Below are 19,915 nucleotides of genomic sequence, written 5' to 3'. Positions count from 1 at the left end.
CCTCCGGCCGGGACCCCGGAGCGCGTGCCGTCCGCCGTTACCGCTGGAATTCCGGTCGCCGGGTCAGGTACTCCTCGAAGGTGCCCTCGCCCACCGCCCGCTCCGGTGCCAGGTGGCCGCCCGCGCGGAAGGCGCGGTACGTGCCGCCGGGGAGCGGGACGTTCACCACCGCCCGGCGCCGCCCGGTCGCCCGGAGCCAGGCGCGGGCCAGCGACTCGAACGTCCGCACCTGGGGGCCGCCCATGTCGGGCACTCGCCCGGCCGGCGGCGCGACGGCCAACTCGGCCAGCCGGTCCGCGACTTCGGCCACCTCGACCGGCTGGTCCGACACCCCGGCCGGGAGGACCAGGACCGGTGACCTGGAAAGTCCCCGCAGCACCGAGGCCACCAGATCGTGGAACTGCGTCGCCCGCAGCACGGTCCAGCCGAGCCCCGACTCCTCGATCCGCCGCTCCACCGCGAGCTTCGACCGGTAGTAGGTGAGCGGCACCCGGTCGACGCCCACGATGGAGATGTCGAGCAGATGGCCCACGCCGGCCCGCCGCGCCGCCGCGATCAAGTGGTCCGCCGCCCGCTCGTCCCCGCCGCGCGGGCTGCTCGCGCAGTGCACGACCGTCTCCACGCCCGCCAGGGCCGTGTCCAGGGCCGGGCCGCCCTCGCGCAGGTCGACGGCGTGCGGCCGGGCACGCCGGCTGAGCACCCGCACCTCGTGTCCGTCCGCCCGCAGTCGTTCGGTGACGAGCCGGCCGAGCGTGCCGGTCCCGCCGGTCACCAGGATCGTGGTCATGCTGTTTCCGTCCCTCCGGACACCCGGGCACTCCCGATGAAGTGCCCTCCGTCCCCTGGGACAACGCGGCTCCGCGAAACGTGACGGTTCCGCGGCGGCGGCCGCGTCCGCTCTGGCGGCCCGGCGGCGGGCAAGGGCCGTCGTCACCGCCGCCGGGCCCGTCCGCACCCTAAAAGGACTAGACCAGTGCGGTCAATAGTCCGGACCAATAGGTGCCTGCGGAGGGCCGGAAGAGCGGTCTGTGAGTCACTCCACATCATTCACCCGCATGGACCCCTGGCGGCCGTGGCACACTGGCCGTGTACCAGAAGCAGCGCACTCCGGGGTCGGTGAAAGTCCGAACCGGCGGTTACAGTCCGCGACCCGGTCGCTTCCAGCGGCCGGTTGACCAGGTGAAATTCCTGGACCGACGGTTAAAGTCCGGATGGGAGGCAGTGCGCGGCGGGCGGGCATGCTCTCATGCGCGTCGCCGTATCTGGGCTCGTCCGCGTGCGGACGGGTCCCTGTTCGGCGTCGCCCCGGAGCCGTCCTCCCGTTCATTCTGTCGTCTTCGACAGGCCCCGGAGTCCGTGCCCCATGAGGCAGGAGGACCCGGGAAGTGTTCACCGGAATCGTCGAAGAGCTTGGTGAGATCACCGCCGTCGAGAATCTCGGCGACGCCTCCCGCTTCCGGCTCCGCGGACCCGTCGTGACCGAGGGCGCGCAGCACGGCGACTCCATCGCCGTGAACGGGGTCTGTCTGACCGTCGTCGACCACGAGGGCGACGAGTTCACCGCCGACGTCATGGCCGAGACGCTGAAGCGCTCCAGCCTGGGCGCGCTCGGTGTCGGCTCCCGCGTCAACCTCGAGCGCCCCACCGCCGTGGGCGCGCGCCTCGGCGGGCACATCGTGCAGGGGCACGTGGACGGCACCGGACACGTCCTGGAGCGCACGCCGTCCGACAACTGGGAGATCGTGAAGGTCTCGCTGCCCGCGGACCTCGCCCGCTACGTCGTGGAGAAGGGCTCCATCACCGTCGACGGCATCAGCCTCACCGTCGTCGACGCTGGCCCCGACCACTTCACGGTGAGCCTCATCCCGACCACCCTCGCCCTGACCACGCTCGGCCACAAGCAGCCCGGCGATCCGGTCAACCTCGAGGTCGACGTCATCGCCAAGTACGTGGAGCGGCTGCTCGCGGCCGGACAGGGGGACGGCAAGTGAACTGGATGAACTCCGAGGCCTTCACCCTCCTCGGCCAGCACATCATCTGGTCCGACATGATCGGCAACGTCCTCGGCCTCATCACCCTGGCCCTCGGCTGGCGCCGCTCGCTGTGGACCTGGCCCGTGCAGTTCCTGTCCGGCCTGGTCCTCTTCGGGGCCTTCTACGGCCACCTGGCCGGCAGCGCCGGCAAGCAGGCCGTCGTCATGGCCGTCGCGCTGTACGGCTGGTGGCAGTGGCAGCGCCGCAAGGACCGCGCCCCGGACGGCCACATCGTCCCCCGGTTCGCCGGCTGGACCGAGCGGGCGGTGATGCTCGCCGCCGCGGCCGCCGGCACCGTCGCCGTCGCCCTGCTGTTCAAGGCCTACCCGAACCTCTCCTGGGACCCGTGGCCCGACGCCTACATCTTCGTCGGCACCATCGTCGCCATGTACGCCCAGGCCAAGGGCATGGTCGAGTTCTGGATCGCCTGGCTGCTCGTCGACCTCGTCGGCGTACCCCTCAACTTCGCCAACGGCTACGCCTTCTCCGGCTTCGTCTACGTCATCTACGGCGCGCTCGTCCTGTGGGGCATGCGCGACTGGTGGCTGCGCTCCCGCGAGGACGCGCGGCCCGTTCTGGAAGGAGCGCCGGCATGACCTCGGCACCTCTGCTCCACAGCACCGAACGCATCGAGGACTTCGCGCTCGACCCCGTCGAGCGGGCCATCGCCGACATCGCGGCCGGCCGCCCGATCGTCGTCGTCGACGACGAGGACCGGGAGAACGAGGGCGACCTCGTCGTCGCCGCCGAGAAGGCCACCCCCGAGATCGTCGCCTTCATGATGAGCGAGTGCCGGGGCCTGATCTGCGCTCCCATGGAGGGCGAGGAACTGGACCGGCTGCGGCTGCCGCAGATGGTCGACGACAACACCGAGTCGATGAAGACCGCCTTCACCGTCTCCGTCGACGCCTCCGCCGCGCACGGCGTGAGCACGGGCATCTCGGCCGCCGACCGCGCCACCACGCTCCAGCTGCTGGCGAGCGGCACCGCCGAGCCCACCGACCTGGTCCGCCCCGGCCATGTCTTCCCGCTGCGCGCCAGGCCCGGCGGCGTGCTGACCCGCAACGGCCACACCGAGGCCGCCGTCGACCTCGCCCGGCTCGCCGGCCTGCGCCCGGCCGGCGCCATCGTGGAGATCGCCGGCGAGGACGGCCGGATGCTGCGGCTGCCCGAACTGATCCCGTTCGCCCGCAAGCACGGCCTGACGATCATCTCCATCGAGGACCTGATCGCCTACCGCCGCGACAGCGAGCCCACCGTCCGCCGCGAGGCCGAGACCCGCCTGCCCACCAGGTACGGCACCTTCACCGCCTACGGCTACCGCTCCACCGTCGACGGCGTCGAGCACGTCGCCCTCGTCCACGGCGAGATCGGTGACGGCGAGGACGTCCTGGTCCGCGTCCACTCCGAATGCCTCACCGGCGACGTCTTCGCCTCCCTGCGCTGCGACTGCGGCCCCCAGCTCGACGCCGCCCTGGAACGCATCCAGGCCGAGGGCCGCGGCGTCGTCGTCTACCTGCGCGGGCACGAGGGGCGCGGCATCGGCCTGCTGTCCAAGCTGCGCGCCTACCAACTCCAGGAGCAGGGCCGCGACACCCTCGACGCCAACCTCGAGCTCGGCCTGCCCGCCGACGCCCGCGACTACGGCGCGGGCGCGCGGATCCTCGCCGACCTCGGCGTGCGCGGCGTCCGCCTGATGACCAACAACCCCGACAAGACCGACGCGTTGCTGCGCCACGGCCTGAAGGTCACCGGCCGCGAGCCGATGCCCGTCCAGGCGGGCGAGCACAATCTCCGGTACCTGCGCACCAAGCGGGACCGGATGGGGCACGACCTGCCCTGGCTGGACACCCCGGCCGTGGCCGCCTCCGCGGCCGCGCCCGCGTCCACCTGCGGCAACCAGTAAGCGAACAGCACTGAGGAGAGATGTGAGCGGCAAGGGTGCACCGGAGCTGTCCGTACGGGGCGCGAGCGACCTCAGGGTCGCCGTCATCGCGGCCCAGTGGCACGAGAAGGTGATGGACGGTCTGGTGAACGGCGCCCTGCGCGCCCTGCACGACCTGGGGATCGACGAGCCGACCCTGATCAGGGTCCCCGGCAGCTTCGAGCTCCCGGTCGCCGCCAAGGTCCTCGCGGGCCGCGGCTACGACGCGGTGGTCGCCCTCGGCGTCGTCATCCGCGGCGGAACCCCCCACTTCGACTATGTGTGCCAGGGGGTCACCCAGGGCCTCACCCAGGTCTCCGTCGAGACCGGCGTCCCCGTCGGCTTCGGCGTCCTCACCTGCGACACCGAGGAACAGGCCCTGGACCGGGCCGGCATCGAGGGCTCCAGCGAGGACAAGGGCCACGAGGCCGTCACCGCGGCGGTCGCCACTGCGGCCACGCTCCGCTCGGTATCCGAACCCTGGCACTGAGGAGCCGCCCGCACCGCGTAGGGTGGGCATCACCATGTCCAAGAAGACTTTCGAGGAGCTCTTCACCGAGCTCCAGCACAAGGCCGCACAGGGCGATCCCGCCACTTCCCGCACCGCAGAGCTGGTCGGCAAGGGGGTCCATGCCATCGGCAAGAAGGTCGTCGAGGAGGCCGCCGAGGTGTGGATGGCCGCCGAGTACGAGGGCAAGGAGGCGGCGGCCGAGGAGATCTCTCAGCTGCTCTACCACGTCCAGGTGATGATGGTCGCCCGCGGCATCTCCCTGGACGACGTCTACGCCCACCTCTGAGCCGCGCCGGTTCAAGAACCCCATCTCCCTGAACGCAAAGGAAGCCGACCTCATGCTGCGCATCGCCGTCCCCAACAAGGGTTCCCTGTCCGGCCCTGCGGCGGACATGCTGCATGAGGCCGGCTACCAGCAGCGCCGGGAGTCCAAGGAGCTGCGGATCGTCGACCCGGTGAACGAGGTCGAGTTCTTCTACCTCCGCCCCCGCGACATCGCGATCTACGTCTCCTCCGGCCGGCTCGACATCGGCATCACCGGCCGCGACCTGCTGGTCGACTCCGGCGCGGACGCCGAGGAGATCCTGCCGCTCGGGTTCGCCCGCTCCACCTTCCGCTTCGCCGCCAAGCCCGGCACCGCGACGGGCGTCGCCGACCTCAAGGGCCGCACGGTCGCCACCTCCTACGAGGGCATCGTCGCCGGGCACCTCGCCGACAGCGGCGTCGACGCCTCCGTCGTCCACCTGGACGGCGCCGTCGAGACCGCGATCGAGCTGGGCGTCGCCGAGGTCATCGCCGACGTCGTGGAGACCGGCACCAGCCTGCGCAACGCGGGCCTCGAGGTCTTCGGCGAGCCCATCATGAAGTCCGAGGCCGTCGTCATCCGCCGCACCGGCGCCGACGGCGAGGAGCCCAAGGTCCAGCAGTTCCTGCGCCGCCTGCAGGGCGTCCTGGTCGCCCGGACGTACGTGATGATGGACTACGACTGCCGTGTCGAGCAGCTCGAGAAGGCCGTCGCGCTCACGCCCGGCCTGGAGTCGCCGACCGTCTCCCCGCTGCACAACGAGGGCTGGGTCGCGGTCCGCGCCATGGTCCCCGCCAAGGAGGCGCAGCGGATCATGGACGACCTCTACGAGATCGGTGCGCGGGCCATCCTCACCACCGCCATCCACGCCTGCCGCCTGTAAGAGGTACGCGAACAGATGTCCGAGCTTCCCGCCCTCCCCGTGACCTTCCGGCCGGGCCACACGAGGGTGATCCTGCTCACCGCCGGTGTGGCGATCTTCCTGGTCATCTCCGGTGTCGCCATGCTGCTGGACCTGGGCCCGGGTGAGCGGGCCAGCTTCTTCGTCACCGGAGCGCTCATCTTCTGGGCGCTCGCCCAACTGGCCCGCGTCAAGGTGGTCGCCGACGAGGCCGGCGTCACCGTGGTCAACATCGCGAGCAAACGGCGCCTGGCCTGGGCGGAAATCCTTCAGGTGAACCTCCGTCCGGGCGATCCCTGGGTGTTCCTCAACCTGAGCGACGGCACCAGCCTGCCCGCGCTCGGCATCCAGCCGGGCCTGGCCAGGCAGCGTGCCATCGCCGACGCGCGGACGCTCCGGGCGCTCACCGAGGCCCGCTCGACGGCACCCGCGGGCGAAGATCAGGGATGAATCGGTGACGTCCGCCCTGACACACCGGGCCGTGTCTTGATTAATCTGGAGGTGGAGGCGTTTTCGTCGCGCCTCCACCCCTGTGGCGCCGCGCCCGGTGCACAGGGGTTCCTGCTACCCGAGGAGTGACCCCCTCCGGCGATGGACGGATCGTCCTGTAGTACCTGCGCCGCCCCCTCCCCCCACCACATGGAGGCGGCGGCATCATGACCACCCCCCTGCTGCTCCTCGCAGCGGCCTTTCTGCTGATCCTGGCCAACGGCTTCTTCGTGGCCGCCGAATTCGGCCTCGTGACCGTCGAGCGCCCGGACGCCGAGAAGGCCGCCGCCGACGGCGACAAGCGCGCCGGCACGGTGGTGGAGTCGCTGAAGGAGCTCTCCTTCCAGCTCTCCGGCACCCAGCTCGGCATCACCATCACCTCCCTGGTCGTCGGCATGCTCGCCGAACCGGCCCTGGCCGCGCTGCTGCACGGCCCGTTCACCGCGCTCGGCGTCCCTCCGGGGGCCGTCTCCGGTGTGGCCGTGGTCACCGGCATGCTGCTGGCCTCCGCGATCCAGATGGTGATCGGCGAACTCGTGCCCAAGAACTGGGCGGTGTCGCGGCCCCTCCAGGTCGCCCGCTTCGTCGCGGGCCCCCAGCACCTCTTCTCCCGGCTGTTCCGCCCGGTGATCTCCGCGCTGAACACGGTCGCCAACCGGCTGGTGCGCGCCCTCGGCGTCGAGCCCGCCGACGAGCTGGCCTCCGCCCGCACCCCGGGCGAACTGGTGTCCCTGGCCCGGCACTCCGCACAGGCCGGCGCCCTGGAACAGGACACGGCCGACCTGTTCGTACGCACCCTGTCCCTGGGCGAGCTGACCGCACAGCACGTCATGACCCCCCGGGTCAAGGTCAGCGCCCTGCAGGACTCGGCCACCGCCGAGGACGTGGTCAACCTGACCCGGGCCACCGGCCTGTCCCGCTTCCCCGTCTACCGGGAGAAGATCGACGACGTGGTCGGCATGGCCCACCTCAAGGACGCCCTGGCGGTCCCCGTGAACGACCGGCTGCGTACCCCGGTCGGCCGTATCGCGCGCCGGGCGCTGCTCGTGCCCGAGACGCTGCCCGTACAGCCCCTGCTCGCCCGGCTGCGCAGCGAACAGCCCATCGCCGTCGTCGTGGACGAGTACGGCGGCACGGCCGGCGTGGTCACCCTGGAGGACATCGTCGAGGAACTCGTCGGCGAGGTCCGTGACGAGCACGACGCCAAGGACGCGCCGGAGCTGGCCCCTGCCCCGCCGGAGGACGGCCGGCCCGCCTGGGACGTGGACGGCGGCTGCCGTGTCGACGTCCTGAAGCGCATAGGCCTCGACGTGCCCGAGGGGCCGTACGAGACCGTCGCCGGGCTCGTCGCCGACCTGCTCGGCCGCATCCCGGCCCCCGGCGACCGGGCCGAGCTGCCCGGCTGGCGGCTCTCCGTGCGCCAGGTGGGCCACTACCGCGCCGAACGGGTCCGCCTGGTCCGCACGGCCCCGGCCGTGAACGTCGTGGAGGCCGTCCGATGAGCGTCCTCCAACTGGTCTTCGCCGCGCTGCTCGTGCTCGCCAACGGCTTCTTCGTCGGCGCCGAGTTCGCGCTCGTCTCCGTCCGCCGCAGCCAGATCGAACCGCTGGGCACGGCCCGGGCCCGCCAGGTGCTGTACGGCCTGGAGCGGCTGCCGCAGATGATGGCCGCCGCCCAGTTCGGCATCACCGTCTGCTCGCTGACGCTCGGCGCGGTCGCCGAGCCCACCGTCGCCCACCTGCTGGAGCCGGTCTTCGAGTGGATCCACCTGCCGGAAGGCATGATCCACCCGCTCGGCTACGTCATCGCCCTCGCCGCGGTGGTCTTCCTCCACCTCGTCATCGGCGAGATGGTGCCGAAGAACCTCGCGATGGCGGCCCCCGAGAAGGCCGCGCTGTGGCTCAGCCCGGGTCTGGTCGCCTTCGCCCGGGTGTGCCGGCCGATCACGGTGGCCCTCGGCGCCTGCGCCCAGGGCATCCTGCGGCTCTTCCGGGTCGAGCCCAAGGACGAGGTCGAGGCGGTCGTCACCAGCGAGCAGCTCAACCGCCTGCTCGAGGACTCCGGCCAGGCGGGCCTGCTGGACCCGGAGGAGCAGGAGCGGCTGGAGGACGCGCTGGAACTGGGCTCCCGCCCGGTGACGGACGTCCTGCTGCGGCGCGAGTCCCTGATCACGGTGCCGCCGTCGGTCACCCCGGGCGAGATCGTCCAGCTCACGGCTCGCACGGGCTACTCCCGCTTCCCGGTCGCGGCGGCGGACAAGGGGCCCTTCATGGGGTACGTCCACGTGAAGGACGTCCTGGACCTGGAGGACTCCGACCGGGCCGTCCCCCAGCACGTCTGGCGCCCCATGACGACGCTCCGCTCGGAACTCCCGCTGGACGACGCCCTGACGGTCATGCGCCGGGCGGCCACCCATCTGGCCCAGGTCGCGGACGCCTCGGGCCGGATCCTGGGCCTGGTGGCCCTGGAGGACGCCCTGGAACTCCTGGTCGGCGAGGTCCGCGACCCGGCCCACCGCAGAGTCCCGGACATAAAGCTCACCGAACCCAGGGCCACGGGGAATCCGGAGCAGGCCATGGCCTGACCACCGGCCTCCGACCCCGGCTCACCGCCCACCCGGCCACGCGGCCGGGTGGGCGGTCCGTGCTCCGGCGGCCCGGCCGGACGGGCGTTCCGCGTTCCGGCGGCGCGCCCCGTCCGGCCGGCACCGGTCACCGGCGCCCAGGGGGCGTCTCCCCGATATTCGCGGGTCCGCGGCCTGATCCACGAAGATCGGGGGAGACACCCCCTAGAGCGCGGACGGATCCTGGGGCCCCCGCCCCGACAGCACTTCCCCGTACGCCTGCATCAGATCCGGCAGCCGCAGCGTCGCGAGGTCCCCCCGGGACAGCACCCCGGGATACCCCGACAGGCGCAGATCCCGGTAGGCGCAGCTCTTCTCGTACAGGGTCCGGAGGAACCGCCCGTTGCCCAGTTCGTCGATCCACCCCTGATCGACCACGTGCCCGGCGATGGACCGCAGCTCCTCCAGCGCCTCCTCGTCCCAGCGGTCCCCGTTCTCCGCCGCGAGCACCTTGCCGATCTCGGTGAGCTCCAGCGGCCGGTAGGAGGGGAAGTCGACCCGCGAGGTGAAGCGGGAGGAGAGCCCGGGGTTCGCGGTGAGCAGCCGGTCCATGCCCTCCGGATAGCCCGCCAGGATCACCACCAGGTGGTCCCGGTTGTCCTCGGCCCGCTTCAGCAGCACCTGCAGGGCCTCGTCGCCGTACGCGTCCCCCTTGCCGTAGCCCGAGTTGGACAGCGAGTACGCCTCGTCCACGAACAGCACCCCGCCGATCGCGGAGTCGATCAGCTCGTTGGCCTTCACGGCCGTCTGCCCCAGGTACTCCCCGACCAGATCGGCCCGCTGGGCCTCCACCAGATGGTCGCCGCCGAGCAGCCCCAGCGCGTAGAACACGCGCCCGAGGATCCGCGCGACCGTGGTCTTCCCCGTCCCCGACGGCCCGGAGAAGACGAAGTGCCGCTTGGGCGGCTGCACCGGCAGCCCCTGCCCGGCCCGCAGCCGGGCCATGTTCAACTGCGCGGACAACGCCTTGACCTGGCGCTTGACCGGCTCGAGCCCCACCATCCGCTCCAGCTCGGCAAGCGCCTCCTCGAGTAACGCGGGATCGGTCGGCCCGGCGGACAGGACGGAGGACGGTATCCCGCTCTTCACCCGCACCACCGGGTCGGAGACCGACGGCAGCGGCCCGGTCGGGAGGTCCGGCTCCGGCAGCCGCAGATCGCGGCCCTCCGTGCCGAAGAGCGGATCGAGCGTGTCCGGGCCGTCCATGACGTCCGCCCCGGCACCGGTCAGGGTGATGGCCGCCAGATCGGCCGGATCGTCGTACCCGTCGCCCTCGGCGATCGCGGCCAGCCGGGCCGAGGTGTCCATGAAGGCCGGATCGATCCGGTGCACCGCCCGGTACAGGGGGAGCGCCGCCGCGCTGCGCCCGGTGCCCTCGTGCGCCCGGGCCAGCCAGTACCGCAGCTCCTTGCGCTGCGGCTGCTCGCTGCGGCAGCGCATCAGGGCCGCCGCGAGCAGCGGCTCGGCCTGGCCGTACATCTCCAGACGGACCCGGGCCATGCCGCCGAAGAGGCCCGCCTCGATGCCGAGCAGCGGGTCGTCGAGCAGCGGGTCGGTGTGCCGCACCAACTGGTCCCAGTCCTTGACCAGATAGGCGCGGCAGGCGTGCAGGAAACGGACCTGCGGGTCGGTGTCCACCGGGGGCAGCCCGGCGAGCGCCCGGTCCAGCTCGGGTACGTGCCGGCCGTCCAGCCAGTGCGAGGCGTGCGCCAGCAGCAGGTCGCGCGGGCTCTCCAGCACCGGCTGCACCCACCAGCCGAGCCAGTACCAGGAGTTGAGGGTGCGGCGGTGCCGGGCGCGCTGCTCCCCGAAGCGCTCCCGGTGCCGGAACATCCGGAGCAGCGCGGTGGTCGTGTCGACCCGCAGCGCGTGCAGTCCGAGCCAGGCGTCCGCCATCCCCGGGTCCATCCGGACCGCGACGCGGAACTCCTCCTCCGCCTGGGGATAGGCGCCCATCGTGTAGGCGTCCACACCTCGCAGCCAGGCGAGGTCGGCCGGGGCCTCGGGGCCCTGCGTGCCGAAGTCCATCACGTCCCCCACAGACCGTGCCCCCGTTGGTTCACCGCCGGGCAGTCGCCCGACGGCCGCCGCGGACGAACCGCTGTGCCGCGGACCGGAGTTGCAGGTGCGCGAGGCAGTCGCTCGAAGGTCGCACCGAGGGCATCGTACCCGGGGTACGACCGCGTTCCGAAGGGTGCCGCACGGCCCGTTCGGCGAGGTGGGAGCAGACGGGGCGCAGACGAAAAGGTGACCGAGGGTGATTGTTTCGGTGCGCGAGGCGGCCGGACGAACGGTCCGCGGGCAGAACGAAGCCCCCGATCACGGGGGAACAACCGGGGGCTTCGCGTCTGCGGGCGGCTTCGAATGGCCGCACATTCAGAACGTAAGACCTGCAAGGCTCCCGGGTCAAGCGGACCTGGAGCACTCAAGAAAGTTCCCCCGCAAGGGTCTTGGTGCGCTCACCGCACCGCGGACGGGTGGTCACCGTGAGTGACGTTCTGGTCCGGTCCGGGGGGCGCTCGCCGGTCCCGGCAGCACCTCGTATCCCACCGGTGTCTGCCGCACCAGGAGATCCGCATGGGGGCGCGAGGGATCGACGGCGAAGTGCGCGTGCTCCGCCTCGACCCACCCGGACCAGAACTCGCGCTGTGCCTCTCCGTCGCGCATCCGGCCGCGCGCCCAGGCCTCCTCGCGCGGCAGTTCCATCCACAGCAGCCGGGCCAGATGCGGCCGCAGCGCCCGGCGCCCGGCGCCGACTCCCTCGATGACGACCACGGGCGCCGACGGCAGTGGCCTGGGCGGGCCGAACGCCCGGGCGCGCCAGTCGTAGGGGGTGTACCGCGCGCTCTCGCCCCGGGCCAGCGGGCCGATCACCTGTGCCGTCAGCCGTTCGGTCCAGTCGAAGAGCCGCTCGTGGCTGGCGATGTCGTCCAGGTGCAGCACCGGCGCCCCGTCGAGCGCGGCGGCGAGCCGTCCGGCGAAGGTGGACTTCCCGGACCCCGCGTGGCCGTCGACGGCGATCAGACGGACCGGCCCCAGCGAGGGGGGCAGCGCGCGCAGCCGGGCGGCGAGGTCGTGAATGGCGATTCCCGAGGTGTGGTGAGGTGTGGGGTGTTTTCCGGAAACAGTGTAGTAGGGGCCCATAGCGCCCCTGGCAGTGGCTTGTCGCAGGGGTCCGGAGCGGCCAGAAAACGTCACTTCTTGAACCACTGGCCGAGAGCCGGTCAATCAGACGGATTAAGCATCCGAATCCGTTGACCGATATGTGAAATTCGGCGTTCCAGGCGTGCCGACCGCTGAGTAAGGTGCCTCCTGCGCGAGTGCGGCGCGTCGTTACGGGGACGGACAGGAGAACATGGCCGCGGAGTTATTCGAGGGGCAGTATGTGTGGCATCCGGCGGCCGACGACCGTGTCCTGGCGCGCGTATGCGTCGATGTGCGCGCCGGCCGTTATCGAAGCGCCGGCGAAGCCCTCGCCGAGACGCGTTCCGACTTCGCCCTGCGTGCCCACCGCTCGCTCGTGCTGGCCTCCGAGGCGGCCGGCACCGACCTCGTCGAGCGCTGGCTGGCCGAGGAACCGACGCCCGAGGCGGCGCTGCTGTGGGCCCGGGTGGCCGTGCAGCGCGCTATGCGGGCCGCCGACGCACGCGACGACCGCGCCGAGGCGCTGGAGCGGATAGCGCTCACCGCCTGCGACCGGGCCGCCGCGCTGGCCCCCGACGACCCCACCCCGTGGGTCGCCAAGCTCACCATGGCCAGGCTGCACCGGCTGCGCGATCCCGCTCCGCAGGGGCTGCTCACCGCCCCGCCGGGCCCCTGGCGGCTGTTCGCGCACGTCCTGTCCCTGGACCCGTGGAACCGCGAGGGCCACCACCGCTTCCTGTCCTGCTTCTTCACCCGCCACGGCGGCTCGGTCAACGCGGCCTGGGACGTGGCCGCCTTCCTCAGCCAGCGCGCGCCCGCCGACTCCGCCCTCCGGCTGCTGCCGCTGGTCGCCCTGGTCGAGAGCTACAACCCCACCCAACTGCTCGCCGACCGGGTCTGGGAGCAGCCCCAGTGGCGCTCCACCGCGCTCGCGGTCTACCACAACTGGCTGCCCGCGGTGGCCCGCTACCGCTTCACCCCGGTGCTCGACCTGGCCTACCTCGCGCACGCGCTGGTCATGGCCCAGTGCGGGTTCGAGGCACGGGCGGTCTTCACGGCGATGGGCCCGTACGCCTCACGCATGCCCTGGAGTGCCTTCGGCGAGCCCGCCGAACAGCTCTCCCGGGCCCGGCGCGGCTGCGGCCTGCCCGTCCCGGGACCCGCCTGACCCGTACCTGCTCCGCCCCCCACCAAGAGAAAGGTCGATCTGTGTCGGAACGGATATCGGCTCCACGGGCGAAAGCCCGCGGGGGAGAGGACGCGGTTGTGCTCGACGACGACGCGACCCTGCACGCGATGGGTTATCCGCGAAAACTCACCCGGCGTTTCAAGGCGTTCGACAATTTCGCGATCTCCTTCACCATCATCAATATCCTCTCGGGTATTTTCTCGTCCTTCGGATTCGGTATGAACGCGGGCGGCCCCCGCGTTCTCGTGTTCGGCTGGATCGGCGTCTCCGTCATGGTGCTGTTCATCGGCGCCGCGATGGCGGAAGTCGCTTCGGCGTATCCGACGAGCGGCGCGCTGTATTTCTCAGCGGGCAAGCTCGCCAAGCGGCACAAAGGCGCCTGGTCGTGGTTCACGGGCTGGCTGAACTTCGTGGGCCAGATCGGCGGCACCGCCGCCACCGGGTACGCGGCGGCCACGTTCATCCAGGCCTTCGTCGCCCTGCAGTGGCCCTCGTACCAGCCGACCGCGCACCAGACGGTCCTGATCACGGCGGTGATCATCGTGGCGCAGGGGCTCGCCAACACCTTCACCGTCCAGCTCGTCGCCGTACTGAACCGTATTTCCGTATGGTGGCTGCTGATCGGACTCGTGGTGATCGTGACCGCACTCATCGTGATGCCCGACCATCATCAGTCGGCGTCCTTCGTGACGCATTTCGAGAACAACACCGGCTTCACCAACGGACTTTACGGCGGCATGCTCGGTCTGCTCGTCACCAGCTGGACCTTCACCGGCTTCGACGGCAGCTTCCACATGTCCGAGGAAACGGTCCAGGCGACGGTCAACGCCCCCAAGGGCATCACCCGTGCCATCGGCTATTCGGCGATCACCGGCCTGATCCTGATGCTCGCGCTGGTCTACAGCATTAGCGACTACGGCAAGGTGGCCGGTTCGGCCGCGCCGCCCGTCCAGATTCTCATCGACGGCCTGGGCCTCGGCACCGCCAAGGTGATGCTGCTCATCGTCATCGGCGCCATGCTCTTCTGCGGCCTGGCCAACCTCACCAGCAACACCCGGCAGATCTTCGCCTTCTCCCGGGACGGCGCGATGCCCGGCTCGCGCTGGTGGCACACGGTCTCGCTGCGCACCCGGACGCCGGTCAAGGCGGTGTGGCTCGCGGTGGGCTGCTCGCTCGCCCTGGTGGTCCCGGGCTGGTGGTCGCACACGGCGTTCACGGCCATCGTGAGCGTCAACGTGGTCGGGCTGTTCCTCGCCTACGCCGTGCCGGTCTTCCTGCGGCTGCGGCTCGGCGACGAGTTCCAGCCCGGCCCCTGGCACCTGGGCCGCTGGGGCAAGCCGATCGGCTGGGTCGCGGTGACCTGGATCCTGCTCAGCAGCGTGCTGTTCATGCTGCCGCAGGCCTCGCCCATCACCGCCGACTCGTTCAACTACGCGCCCATCGCGCTGGCCGTCGTCCTGCTCGTGGCCACGGTCTGGTGGTTCGCCACCGCCCGCCGCCGCTTCCAGGGTCCGGTCAGCTACGGCCGCCCCGACGAGGTCGCCGCGATGGACCTCGTCTGACCCGCTGAACGGCACGGCCCCGGCGCACGGCACACCGCCGCGCCGGGGCCGTGGCGCGCTCCCCGGAGCACTCCCGCAGGTCCCGTCACTGTTCTAGACCAATATTGGTGGCGCGCCATACGGCGGAAGTGCTGGCAGGGGCATGCCGTCTCCGTTCATAGTTGGCGCACCAACAGCACCAGCCCCGACCCGGACACCTGGGGGTAACCGCGCCCATGAGCAGAGCCCAGCAGCCCTCCCGCAGAACCGTTCTCGCCGCCGCGGTGGTCGCCGCGGTCGCCGCGGGAACCATGCCCGCGTCGGCGGCCACCGCGTCGGCGCCCGCCGGCACCGGCACCTCCGCCGCGCCGGGCCGCCCCGTCGACTACCACGCCTGGACCTCGTACCGCGACTGGCGCGGCGGTACCGCGGAGGGCGTCCGGGCCGTCCCGGGCCGCCGCCCCGGCGCCGAGATCGGGGCCGCCGCCGGCCGCACCGACTACACCGACCCGCACACCGGCCGCACGGCCACCTGGGAGTACGCGACCTGGACCTCCCCGGTCCACCGGCTCGCCGTGCCGGCGACGGAGGTCATCGCCTCCTGGAACGCGCACACCCCCGAGGGCACCTGGCTCCAGGTCGAGCTGTGCGGCACGTACTCCGACGGCACGGACACGCCCTGGTACGTGATGGGCCGCTGGGCCGCCGGCGACCAGGACATCAAGCGCACCTCGGTGGACGACCAGACCGACGGCAAGAGCACGATCTGGACCGACACCTTCTCCATCGACGACGCGAGCACCGGCCTGCGCCTGGCCTCCTACCGGCTGCGCCTCACGCTCTACCGCACGCCCGGCACGCGTCTCACCCCGACCGTCTGGCGGCTCGGCGCCATGGGCTCCGACATCCCCGACCGCTTCACCGTCCCCGCGTCCGCCCCCGCCCTCGCCCGCGAACTGGCCGTCCCGCGCTACTCGCAGGAGATCCACAAGGGCCAGTACCCGGAGTACGACAACGGCGGCGAGGCCTGGTGCAGCCCCACCTCCTCGCAGATGATCATCGAGTACTGGGGCGGCCGGCTCACCCCCGAGCAGCTCTCCTGGGTCGACCCGTCCTACGCCGACCCGCAGGTGGACCACGCGGCCCGGTACACGTACGACAACCAGTACGAGGGCTGCGGCAACTGGCCGTTCAACGCCGCCTACGCGGCCACCTTCGACGGCATCCAGGGCGTGGTCACCCGGCTCACCTCGCTCACCGACGTGGAGACCCTGGTCGCGGCCGGCATCCCGGCCATAACGTCCCAGTCCTTCCTCAAGACCGAGCTGACCGGTGCCGGATACGGCACCTCCGGCCACCTCATGACCGTGATCGGCTTCACGGCCGACGGCGACGTGATCGCCAACGACCCGGCCTCGCCGAGCGACGACGCGGTGCGCCGGGTGTACCTGCGGCGCGAGTTCGAGAACATCTGGCTGCGGACCAAGCGGTACGACGCGACCGGCAAGGTCAGAAGCGGCACGGGCGGGGTGTGCTACCTCTACTTCCCGGCCCGTCCGACCGCAGCTCAGAGGCGTGCGCTGGCCTCTGTAGGGGTCTGCTGAGACGACGCTGCCGGGCCATCCTCAGGGCGAGGAAGGCCCGGCGGCGTCGGGATGCGCATCCGTGAGCAGACCGGCCACGCCCCTGAGCGGCCCCACTACGCCCTGCTCCTCCGCACAGACCACCCGCAGCGGCTCGAGTCACACCTGCACGGGTTCGATACGAACCCCGACGAGGTGCTCGCGCTCGCCGTCGAAACCATTCGGGTCACCGCTCCTGAGGCTGGCGAGGCTGCCTGGGTCCGCACCCTGGCGTGACAGACGCCCCCACTCCTTTCGCTACGGCGGGGGAGGGGGGCGCTTCGTCGTCCCCGCCTACGGGCAGTCCTCCTCGAACTTGACCGCGTCCAGCGTGACCGGCTGCCCGTTCAGCGTCGCCCCTGCGGCCGGCTTCTGTGTGCACACCTGCCAGTTCGACTCCATCAGCACCCACCGGCTCGCGCCCGTAGCGTCATTCACGGTGATCGACGTGTTGCTGTCGAGGGCCTGCCGTGCAGCCTTCACGCTCTTGCCGCGGAAGTTCGGCATGGTCCCGCCAGCCGCCGAGGGCGCGGCCTCATCATGGGCCGGGCAGGTCTCGGTGAGCTTGACCGCGCCGAAGTCGAGCTCCGTCGTCGTGGACACGGTCCTGCCCGCCTTGATGCTCTGCGAACAGACCTTCCAGTCCCGGTCGAGAATCTGGTGGCGGGCCCGCCCCAGCGAGTCGTGACTCCTGAGAATGTAGAAGCCCTGCTTCTGAGCGGCGTCCTGTGCGGACTGGAGGCCCATGCCGACGAAGCTCGGCACCGCTTTTGACTCGGTGGCCGGCTTGTCGTCCTTCGTCGGCGAGACGGTGGTGCTCCTGGCCGGCGGGGCACTGCCGCTCGGCTTGGCCGTGTCCGTCGGCTGGCAAGCGACGGCCCCCGCGCTCGCGGCGCAAAGCAGGACGGCGCTGATGACATGGCGACGCATGGATCCCCCCATGGTGGTGCTGTTACAGGCGGAACACGGTAAGCCACATGTGGTTGTGGCCTGAACCTTGTTGTCGTGCTGTGACGAAGGTCAGAAGCGGCACGGGCGGGGTCTGCTACCTCTGCTTCCCGGCCCGTCCGACCGCGCGGCAGCGCAAGGCGCTCGCGGCGGTGGGGGTGTGCTGATCCGGACCGTGTGAGCAACGTCTCCGCCGCGAACGCCGTCCCGGGTGGCAAGGTGGACAAATGGGTGGGGGGATTCCACTTCGTACGTCCGACGTCTGTGAGAACACCATGACCGCACACCCGGCCACCGTCACCCGCGTCGGTACCGGCGGCCCCAAGGAAGACGGCCCGGAGATCCTCGAGCACATCATGGGCTGGGTGCTCGTCGTCGTGGTCGCGATGCTGGTGACCCGGCTGGGCCTGCTCTGAACAGGCCCGGCCCGGCGCCGGGCCGGCATGTTCTGACATACTGCGGATGTCCCGCCGACCTCCTAGACCAGGGTCGAAAGTGAATATGCGTCCACAGCGTGCCGCCGTCCGTCCCCGGACGCGCGGCACCGAGCGTTCCGAGGCGCGCCGCGCCGAACTCATCGCCATCGGACGGAAGTTGTTCGCCGACACGTCCTACGACGCACTGTCCATGGACGACATCGCCCGGCAGGCGCACGTCGCCAAGGGCCTGATCTACTACTACTTCCAGTCCAAGCGCGGCTACTACCTGGCGATCATCCACGCCTCCGTCGCCGACCTGGTCGACTTCGCCGCGAGCGGTGTCGAACTGCCCGCCGTGGACCGGGTCCACCGCACCATCGACACCTATCTGCGCTTCGCCGAGCACCACCAGGCCGCCTACCGCGCCATCGTCAGCGGCGGTGTCGGCTTCGACACCGAGGTGCACGCCATCCGGGACGGCGTCCGTGAGGCCATCGTCGCCACGATCGCCGAAGGAGCCTACGGCCGCCGGGACATCGCCCCGCTGGCCCGTATGGGGCTGCTCTCCTGGGTGTGCAGCGTGGAGGGCGCCACCCTCGACTGGATCGACCGCCCCGAACTGTCCCGGGACACCATGCGCGACCTGCTGGTGAAGACCCTCGGCGGGGCGCTGCGCGCCGTGGAGGAACTGGAGCCCTCCTACCCGGCGCCGCAGCCGGCGCGCCGCGACGCGTAGCGGGCGTGGGCCGGAGGCTCGCGCTCCTCCGGCCCACGCCCGAACGTCACCTTCCCGAGGGTCAGTTGATCGCCTTGATCAGCTCGCCGTTCGCGGTGTCGCCGCTCAGCTCCCAGAAGAACGTGCCGCCGAGGCCCTGCTGGTTCTTGTACGCCATCTTCGTGCCGATGGTCGCCGGGGTGTCGTAACTCCACCAGTCGCTGCCGCACTTGGCGTACGCCGTGCCGCCCACGGTGCCGGTCGCCGGGCACTTGGTCTTCAGCACCTTGTAGTCGTCGATGCCCTGCTCGTACGTGCCCGCCGCCGGGCCGGTCGCCGTACCGCCGGGCGCCGTCTGGGTGACACCGGTCCAGCCGCGGCCGTAGAAGCCGATGCCGAGCAGCAGCTTGGAGGCGGGGACGCCGAGGCCCCTGAGCTTGGCGATGGTCGCCGAGGTGTGGAATCCGGCCTTCGGGATGCCGGCGTAGGAGTTCAGCGGGGAGTGCGGGGCGGTCGGGCCGGCCGCGTCCCAGGCGCCGAAGTAGTCGTAGGTCATCGGGTTGTACCAGTCGACGTACTGCGCCGCGCCCGCGTAGTTCGCCGCGTCGATCTTGCCGCCGCTGGTGGCGTCCGCGGTGATCGCCGCGGTGACCAGGCTGCCGGAGCCGAACTTCGACCGCAGGGCCGCCATCACGTTCTTGAAGGCCTCCCGGCCGCTGGTGTCGCAGGTGTTGCCGCAGGCGTTCGGGTACTCCCAGTCGATGTCGATGCCGTCGAAGACGCCCGACCACTTGGAGTTCTTCACCAGGTCGTAGCAGGACTGGGCGAAGGCGGCCGGGTTCCTGGCCGCCTCGCCGAAGCCGCCGGACCAGGTCCAGCCGCCGAACGACCACAGCACCTTCAGGCCCGGGTGCTTCTTCTTCAGCTTCAGCAACTGGTTGAAGTTGCCGCGCAGCGGCTGGTCCCAGGTGTCGGCCGCACCGTCGACGGACTCGGCGGCCGTGTAGGCGCGGTCGGTCGCCGCGTAGGAGTCGCCCATCGCGCACTTGCCGCCGGTGACGTTGCCGAAGGCGTAGTTGATGTGGGTCAGTTTCGCCGCGGAGCCCGAGGTCTCGATGTTCTTGACGTAGTACTTGCGGTCGTAGGTGCCCCATTCGGTGAAGTAGCCGACGACCTTAGAACCGGCCTTGACCTGCGCGGCCGCCGGAGTGTCCGGGGCGGCGGCGGTCGCGGTGCCCGCGCCGGCCAGCAGCCCGGCGCCGAGGACGGCGGAACACGCGGCGGCGACGAGCGCCCGGAACCGGGCGCGGGGGCGGTGGGGAGTGTGCATCGGGGTTGCTCCTCGTGGGGGAGAGGGGAACGCGCGCCGATTGGCATGAACGCGGTAAAGCGTTGGTCATGCACAGTAGGAGGACTAGACCAATAGGTCAATGGTTCGGACCAATCTCGAGGGCGGATAACGCTTCGGCTGGATTCTTGGAGTAAGCGGTCGTTAACTGGTGACGGGAGGTCGCCGATCGGGCATACTCACGGCACACAGCCGCTGGTCAGC

General features: G+C 71.1%; 20 protein-coding genes and 1 riboswitch. Of the genes, 15 read left to right on the top strand and 5 right to left on the bottom strand.

Annotated elements, in window-relative coordinates; all coding sequences use genetic code 11:
* Positions 1-37 precede the first annotated feature (37 nt).
* Positions 38-787, bottom strand: coding sequence for an SDR family oxidoreductase (locus ACWCPN_RS09850; RefSeq protein ID WP_451203926.1), 750 nt, complete (start codon positions 785-787; stop codon positions 38-40).
* A 311-nt stretch (positions 788-1,098) separates the two neighbouring features.
* Positions 1,099-1,229, top strand: a riboswitch (FMN riboswitch).
* Positions 1,230-1,385: 156 nt separating this feature from the next.
* On the opposite strand from ACWCPN_RS09850, the gene ACWCPN_RS09845 reads away from it, so the two are divergent.
* The 9 genes from ACWCPN_RS09845 (at position 1,386) to ACWCPN_RS09805 (ending at position 8,746) form a co-directional block, all read left to right on the top strand.
* Entirely contained in the window at positions 1,386-1,991 is a 606-nt protein-coding gene (locus tag ACWCPN_RS09845; protein ID WP_451203924.1) for a riboflavin synthase, read from the top strand.
* Positions 1,988-2,629, top strand: a complete 642-nt coding sequence (locus ACWCPN_RS09840) for a nicotinamide mononucleotide transporter family protein (RefSeq protein WP_365122954.1) — start codon at positions 1,988-1,990, stop codon at positions 2,627-2,629. The genes ACWCPN_RS09845 and ACWCPN_RS09840 overlap by 4 nt, the downstream gene beginning before the upstream one ends.
* The gene (locus ACWCPN_RS09835; RefSeq protein ID WP_451203921.1) at positions 2,626-3,939 is read left to right on the top strand and encodes a bifunctional 3,4-dihydroxy-2-butanone-4-phosphate synthase/GTP cyclohydrolase II; all 1,314 of its coding nucleotides are present in this window, start codon (positions 2,626-2,628) and stop codon (positions 3,937-3,939) included. The genes ACWCPN_RS09840 and ACWCPN_RS09835 overlap by 4 nt, the downstream gene beginning before the upstream one ends.
* A gap of 22 nt (positions 3,940-3,961) precedes the next feature.
* On the top strand, positions 3,962-4,447 hold the full coding sequence (ribH, locus tag ACWCPN_RS09830; protein ID WP_351663819.1) for a 6,7-dimethyl-8-ribityllumazine synthase: 486 nt from the start codon (positions 3,962-3,964) through the stop codon (positions 4,445-4,447).
* A 34-nt stretch (positions 4,448-4,481) separates the two neighbouring features.
* Positions 4,482-4,754 (top strand): phosphoribosyl-ATP diphosphatase, encoded by a 273-nt coding sequence (locus tag ACWCPN_RS09825; RefSeq protein ID WP_019983911.1) that lies wholly within the window; start codon positions 4,482-4,484, stop codon positions 4,752-4,754.
* A gap of 52 nt (positions 4,755-4,806) precedes the next feature.
* Positions 4,807-5,655 carry an ATP phosphoribosyltransferase gene (hisG, locus tag ACWCPN_RS09820; protein WP_199209761.1) on the top strand — a complete coding sequence of 283 codons (849 nt, stop codon included), beginning with the start codon at positions 4,807-4,809 and terminating at the stop codon, positions 5,653-5,655.
* Between the two features lie 15 nt (positions 5,656-5,670).
* On the top strand, positions 5,671-6,123 hold the full coding sequence (locus tag ACWCPN_RS09815) for a PH domain-containing protein (RefSeq protein ID WP_199209760.1): 453 nt from the start codon (positions 5,671-5,673) through the stop codon (positions 6,121-6,123).
* A gap of 206 nt (positions 6,124-6,329) precedes the next feature.
* Complete coding sequence (locus ACWCPN_RS09810; protein WP_451203918.1) at positions 6,330-7,664, top strand: hemolysin family protein; 1,335 nt, start codon at positions 6,330-6,332, stop codon at positions 7,662-7,664.
* Entirely contained in the window at positions 7,661-8,746 is a 1,086-nt protein-coding gene (locus ACWCPN_RS09805) for a hemolysin family protein (protein WP_451203916.1), read from the top strand. Before ACWCPN_RS09810 ends, ACWCPN_RS09805 begins: the two co-directional genes overlap by 4 nt.
* A 204-nt stretch (positions 8,747-8,950) precedes the next feature.
* Here the strand turns inward: ACWCPN_RS09805 and ACWCPN_RS09800 are convergent, their stop codons facing one another.
* Entirely contained in the window at positions 8,951-10,813 is a 1,863-nt protein-coding gene (locus ACWCPN_RS09800) for an AAA family ATPase (protein WP_451203915.1), read from the bottom strand.
* Between the two features lie 453 nt (positions 10,814-11,266).
* On the bottom strand, positions 11,267-11,929 hold the full coding sequence (locus ACWCPN_RS09795) for a uridine kinase family protein (RefSeq protein ID WP_451203913.1): 663 nt from the start codon (positions 11,927-11,929) through the stop codon (positions 11,267-11,269).
* 211 nt (positions 11,930-12,140) lie between these two features.
* On the opposite strand from ACWCPN_RS09795, the gene ACWCPN_RS09790 reads away from it, so the two are divergent.
* The 4 genes from ACWCPN_RS09790 (at position 12,141) to ACWCPN_RS09775 (ending at position 16,518) form a co-directional block, all read left to right on the top strand.
* A complete protein-coding gene (locus ACWCPN_RS09790; RefSeq protein WP_451203911.1) occupies positions 12,141-13,097 on the top strand; it encodes a hypothetical protein in 957 nt (318 codons plus the stop codon).
* Positions 13,098-13,138: 41 nt separating this feature from the next.
* Positions 13,139-14,680, top strand: a complete 1,542-nt coding sequence (locus tag ACWCPN_RS09785; RefSeq protein WP_451203909.1) for an amino acid permease — start codon at positions 13,139-13,141, stop codon at positions 14,678-14,680.
* A gap of 215 nt (positions 14,681-14,895) precedes the next feature.
* Complete coding sequence (locus tag ACWCPN_RS09780; RefSeq protein WP_451203907.1) at positions 14,896-16,263, top strand: peptidase C39 family protein; 1,368 nt, start codon at positions 14,896-14,898, stop codon at positions 16,261-16,263.
* A gap of 51 nt (positions 16,264-16,314) precedes the next feature.
* Positions 16,315-16,518, top strand: a complete 204-nt coding sequence (locus ACWCPN_RS09775) for a hypothetical protein (RefSeq protein ID WP_451203905.1) — start codon at positions 16,315-16,317, stop codon at positions 16,516-16,518.
* 57 nt (positions 16,519-16,575) lie between these two features.
* On the opposite strand, the gene ACWCPN_RS09770 is transcribed toward ACWCPN_RS09775, so the two are convergent.
* Complete coding sequence (locus ACWCPN_RS09770; protein ID WP_451203903.1) at positions 16,576-17,211, bottom strand: hypothetical protein; 636 nt, start codon at positions 17,209-17,211, stop codon at positions 16,576-16,578.
* A gap of 293 nt (positions 17,212-17,504) precedes the next feature.
* Between ACWCPN_RS09770 and ACWCPN_RS09765 the strand changes: the two genes are divergently transcribed.
* Positions 17,505-17,645: an SCO1431 family membrane protein gene (locus ACWCPN_RS09765; protein ID WP_451203901.1), complete on the top strand. Its 141-nt coding sequence runs from the start codon at positions 17,505-17,507 to the stop codon at positions 17,643-17,645.
* Between the two features lie 85 nt (positions 17,646-17,730).
* Positions 17,731-18,384, top strand: coding sequence for a TetR/AcrR family transcriptional regulator (locus ACWCPN_RS09760; RefSeq protein WP_451203899.1), 654 nt, complete (start codon positions 17,731-17,733; stop codon positions 18,382-18,384).
* A 61-nt stretch (positions 18,385-18,445) separates the two neighbouring features.
* Here the strand turns inward: ACWCPN_RS09760 and ACWCPN_RS09755 are convergent, their stop codons facing one another.
* Positions 18,446-19,693, bottom strand: a complete 1,248-nt coding sequence (locus ACWCPN_RS09755) for a glycoside hydrolase family 18 protein (RefSeq protein ID WP_451203897.1) — start codon at positions 19,691-19,693, stop codon at positions 18,446-18,448.
* Positions 19,694-19,915 lie beyond the last annotated feature (222 nt).

The organism is Streptomyces sp. NPDC002386 (genome assembly GCF_053593175.1).
The sequence above is the reverse complement of the archived record's forward strand: the minus strand, read 5'-3'. Positions and strand labels throughout refer to the sequence as shown.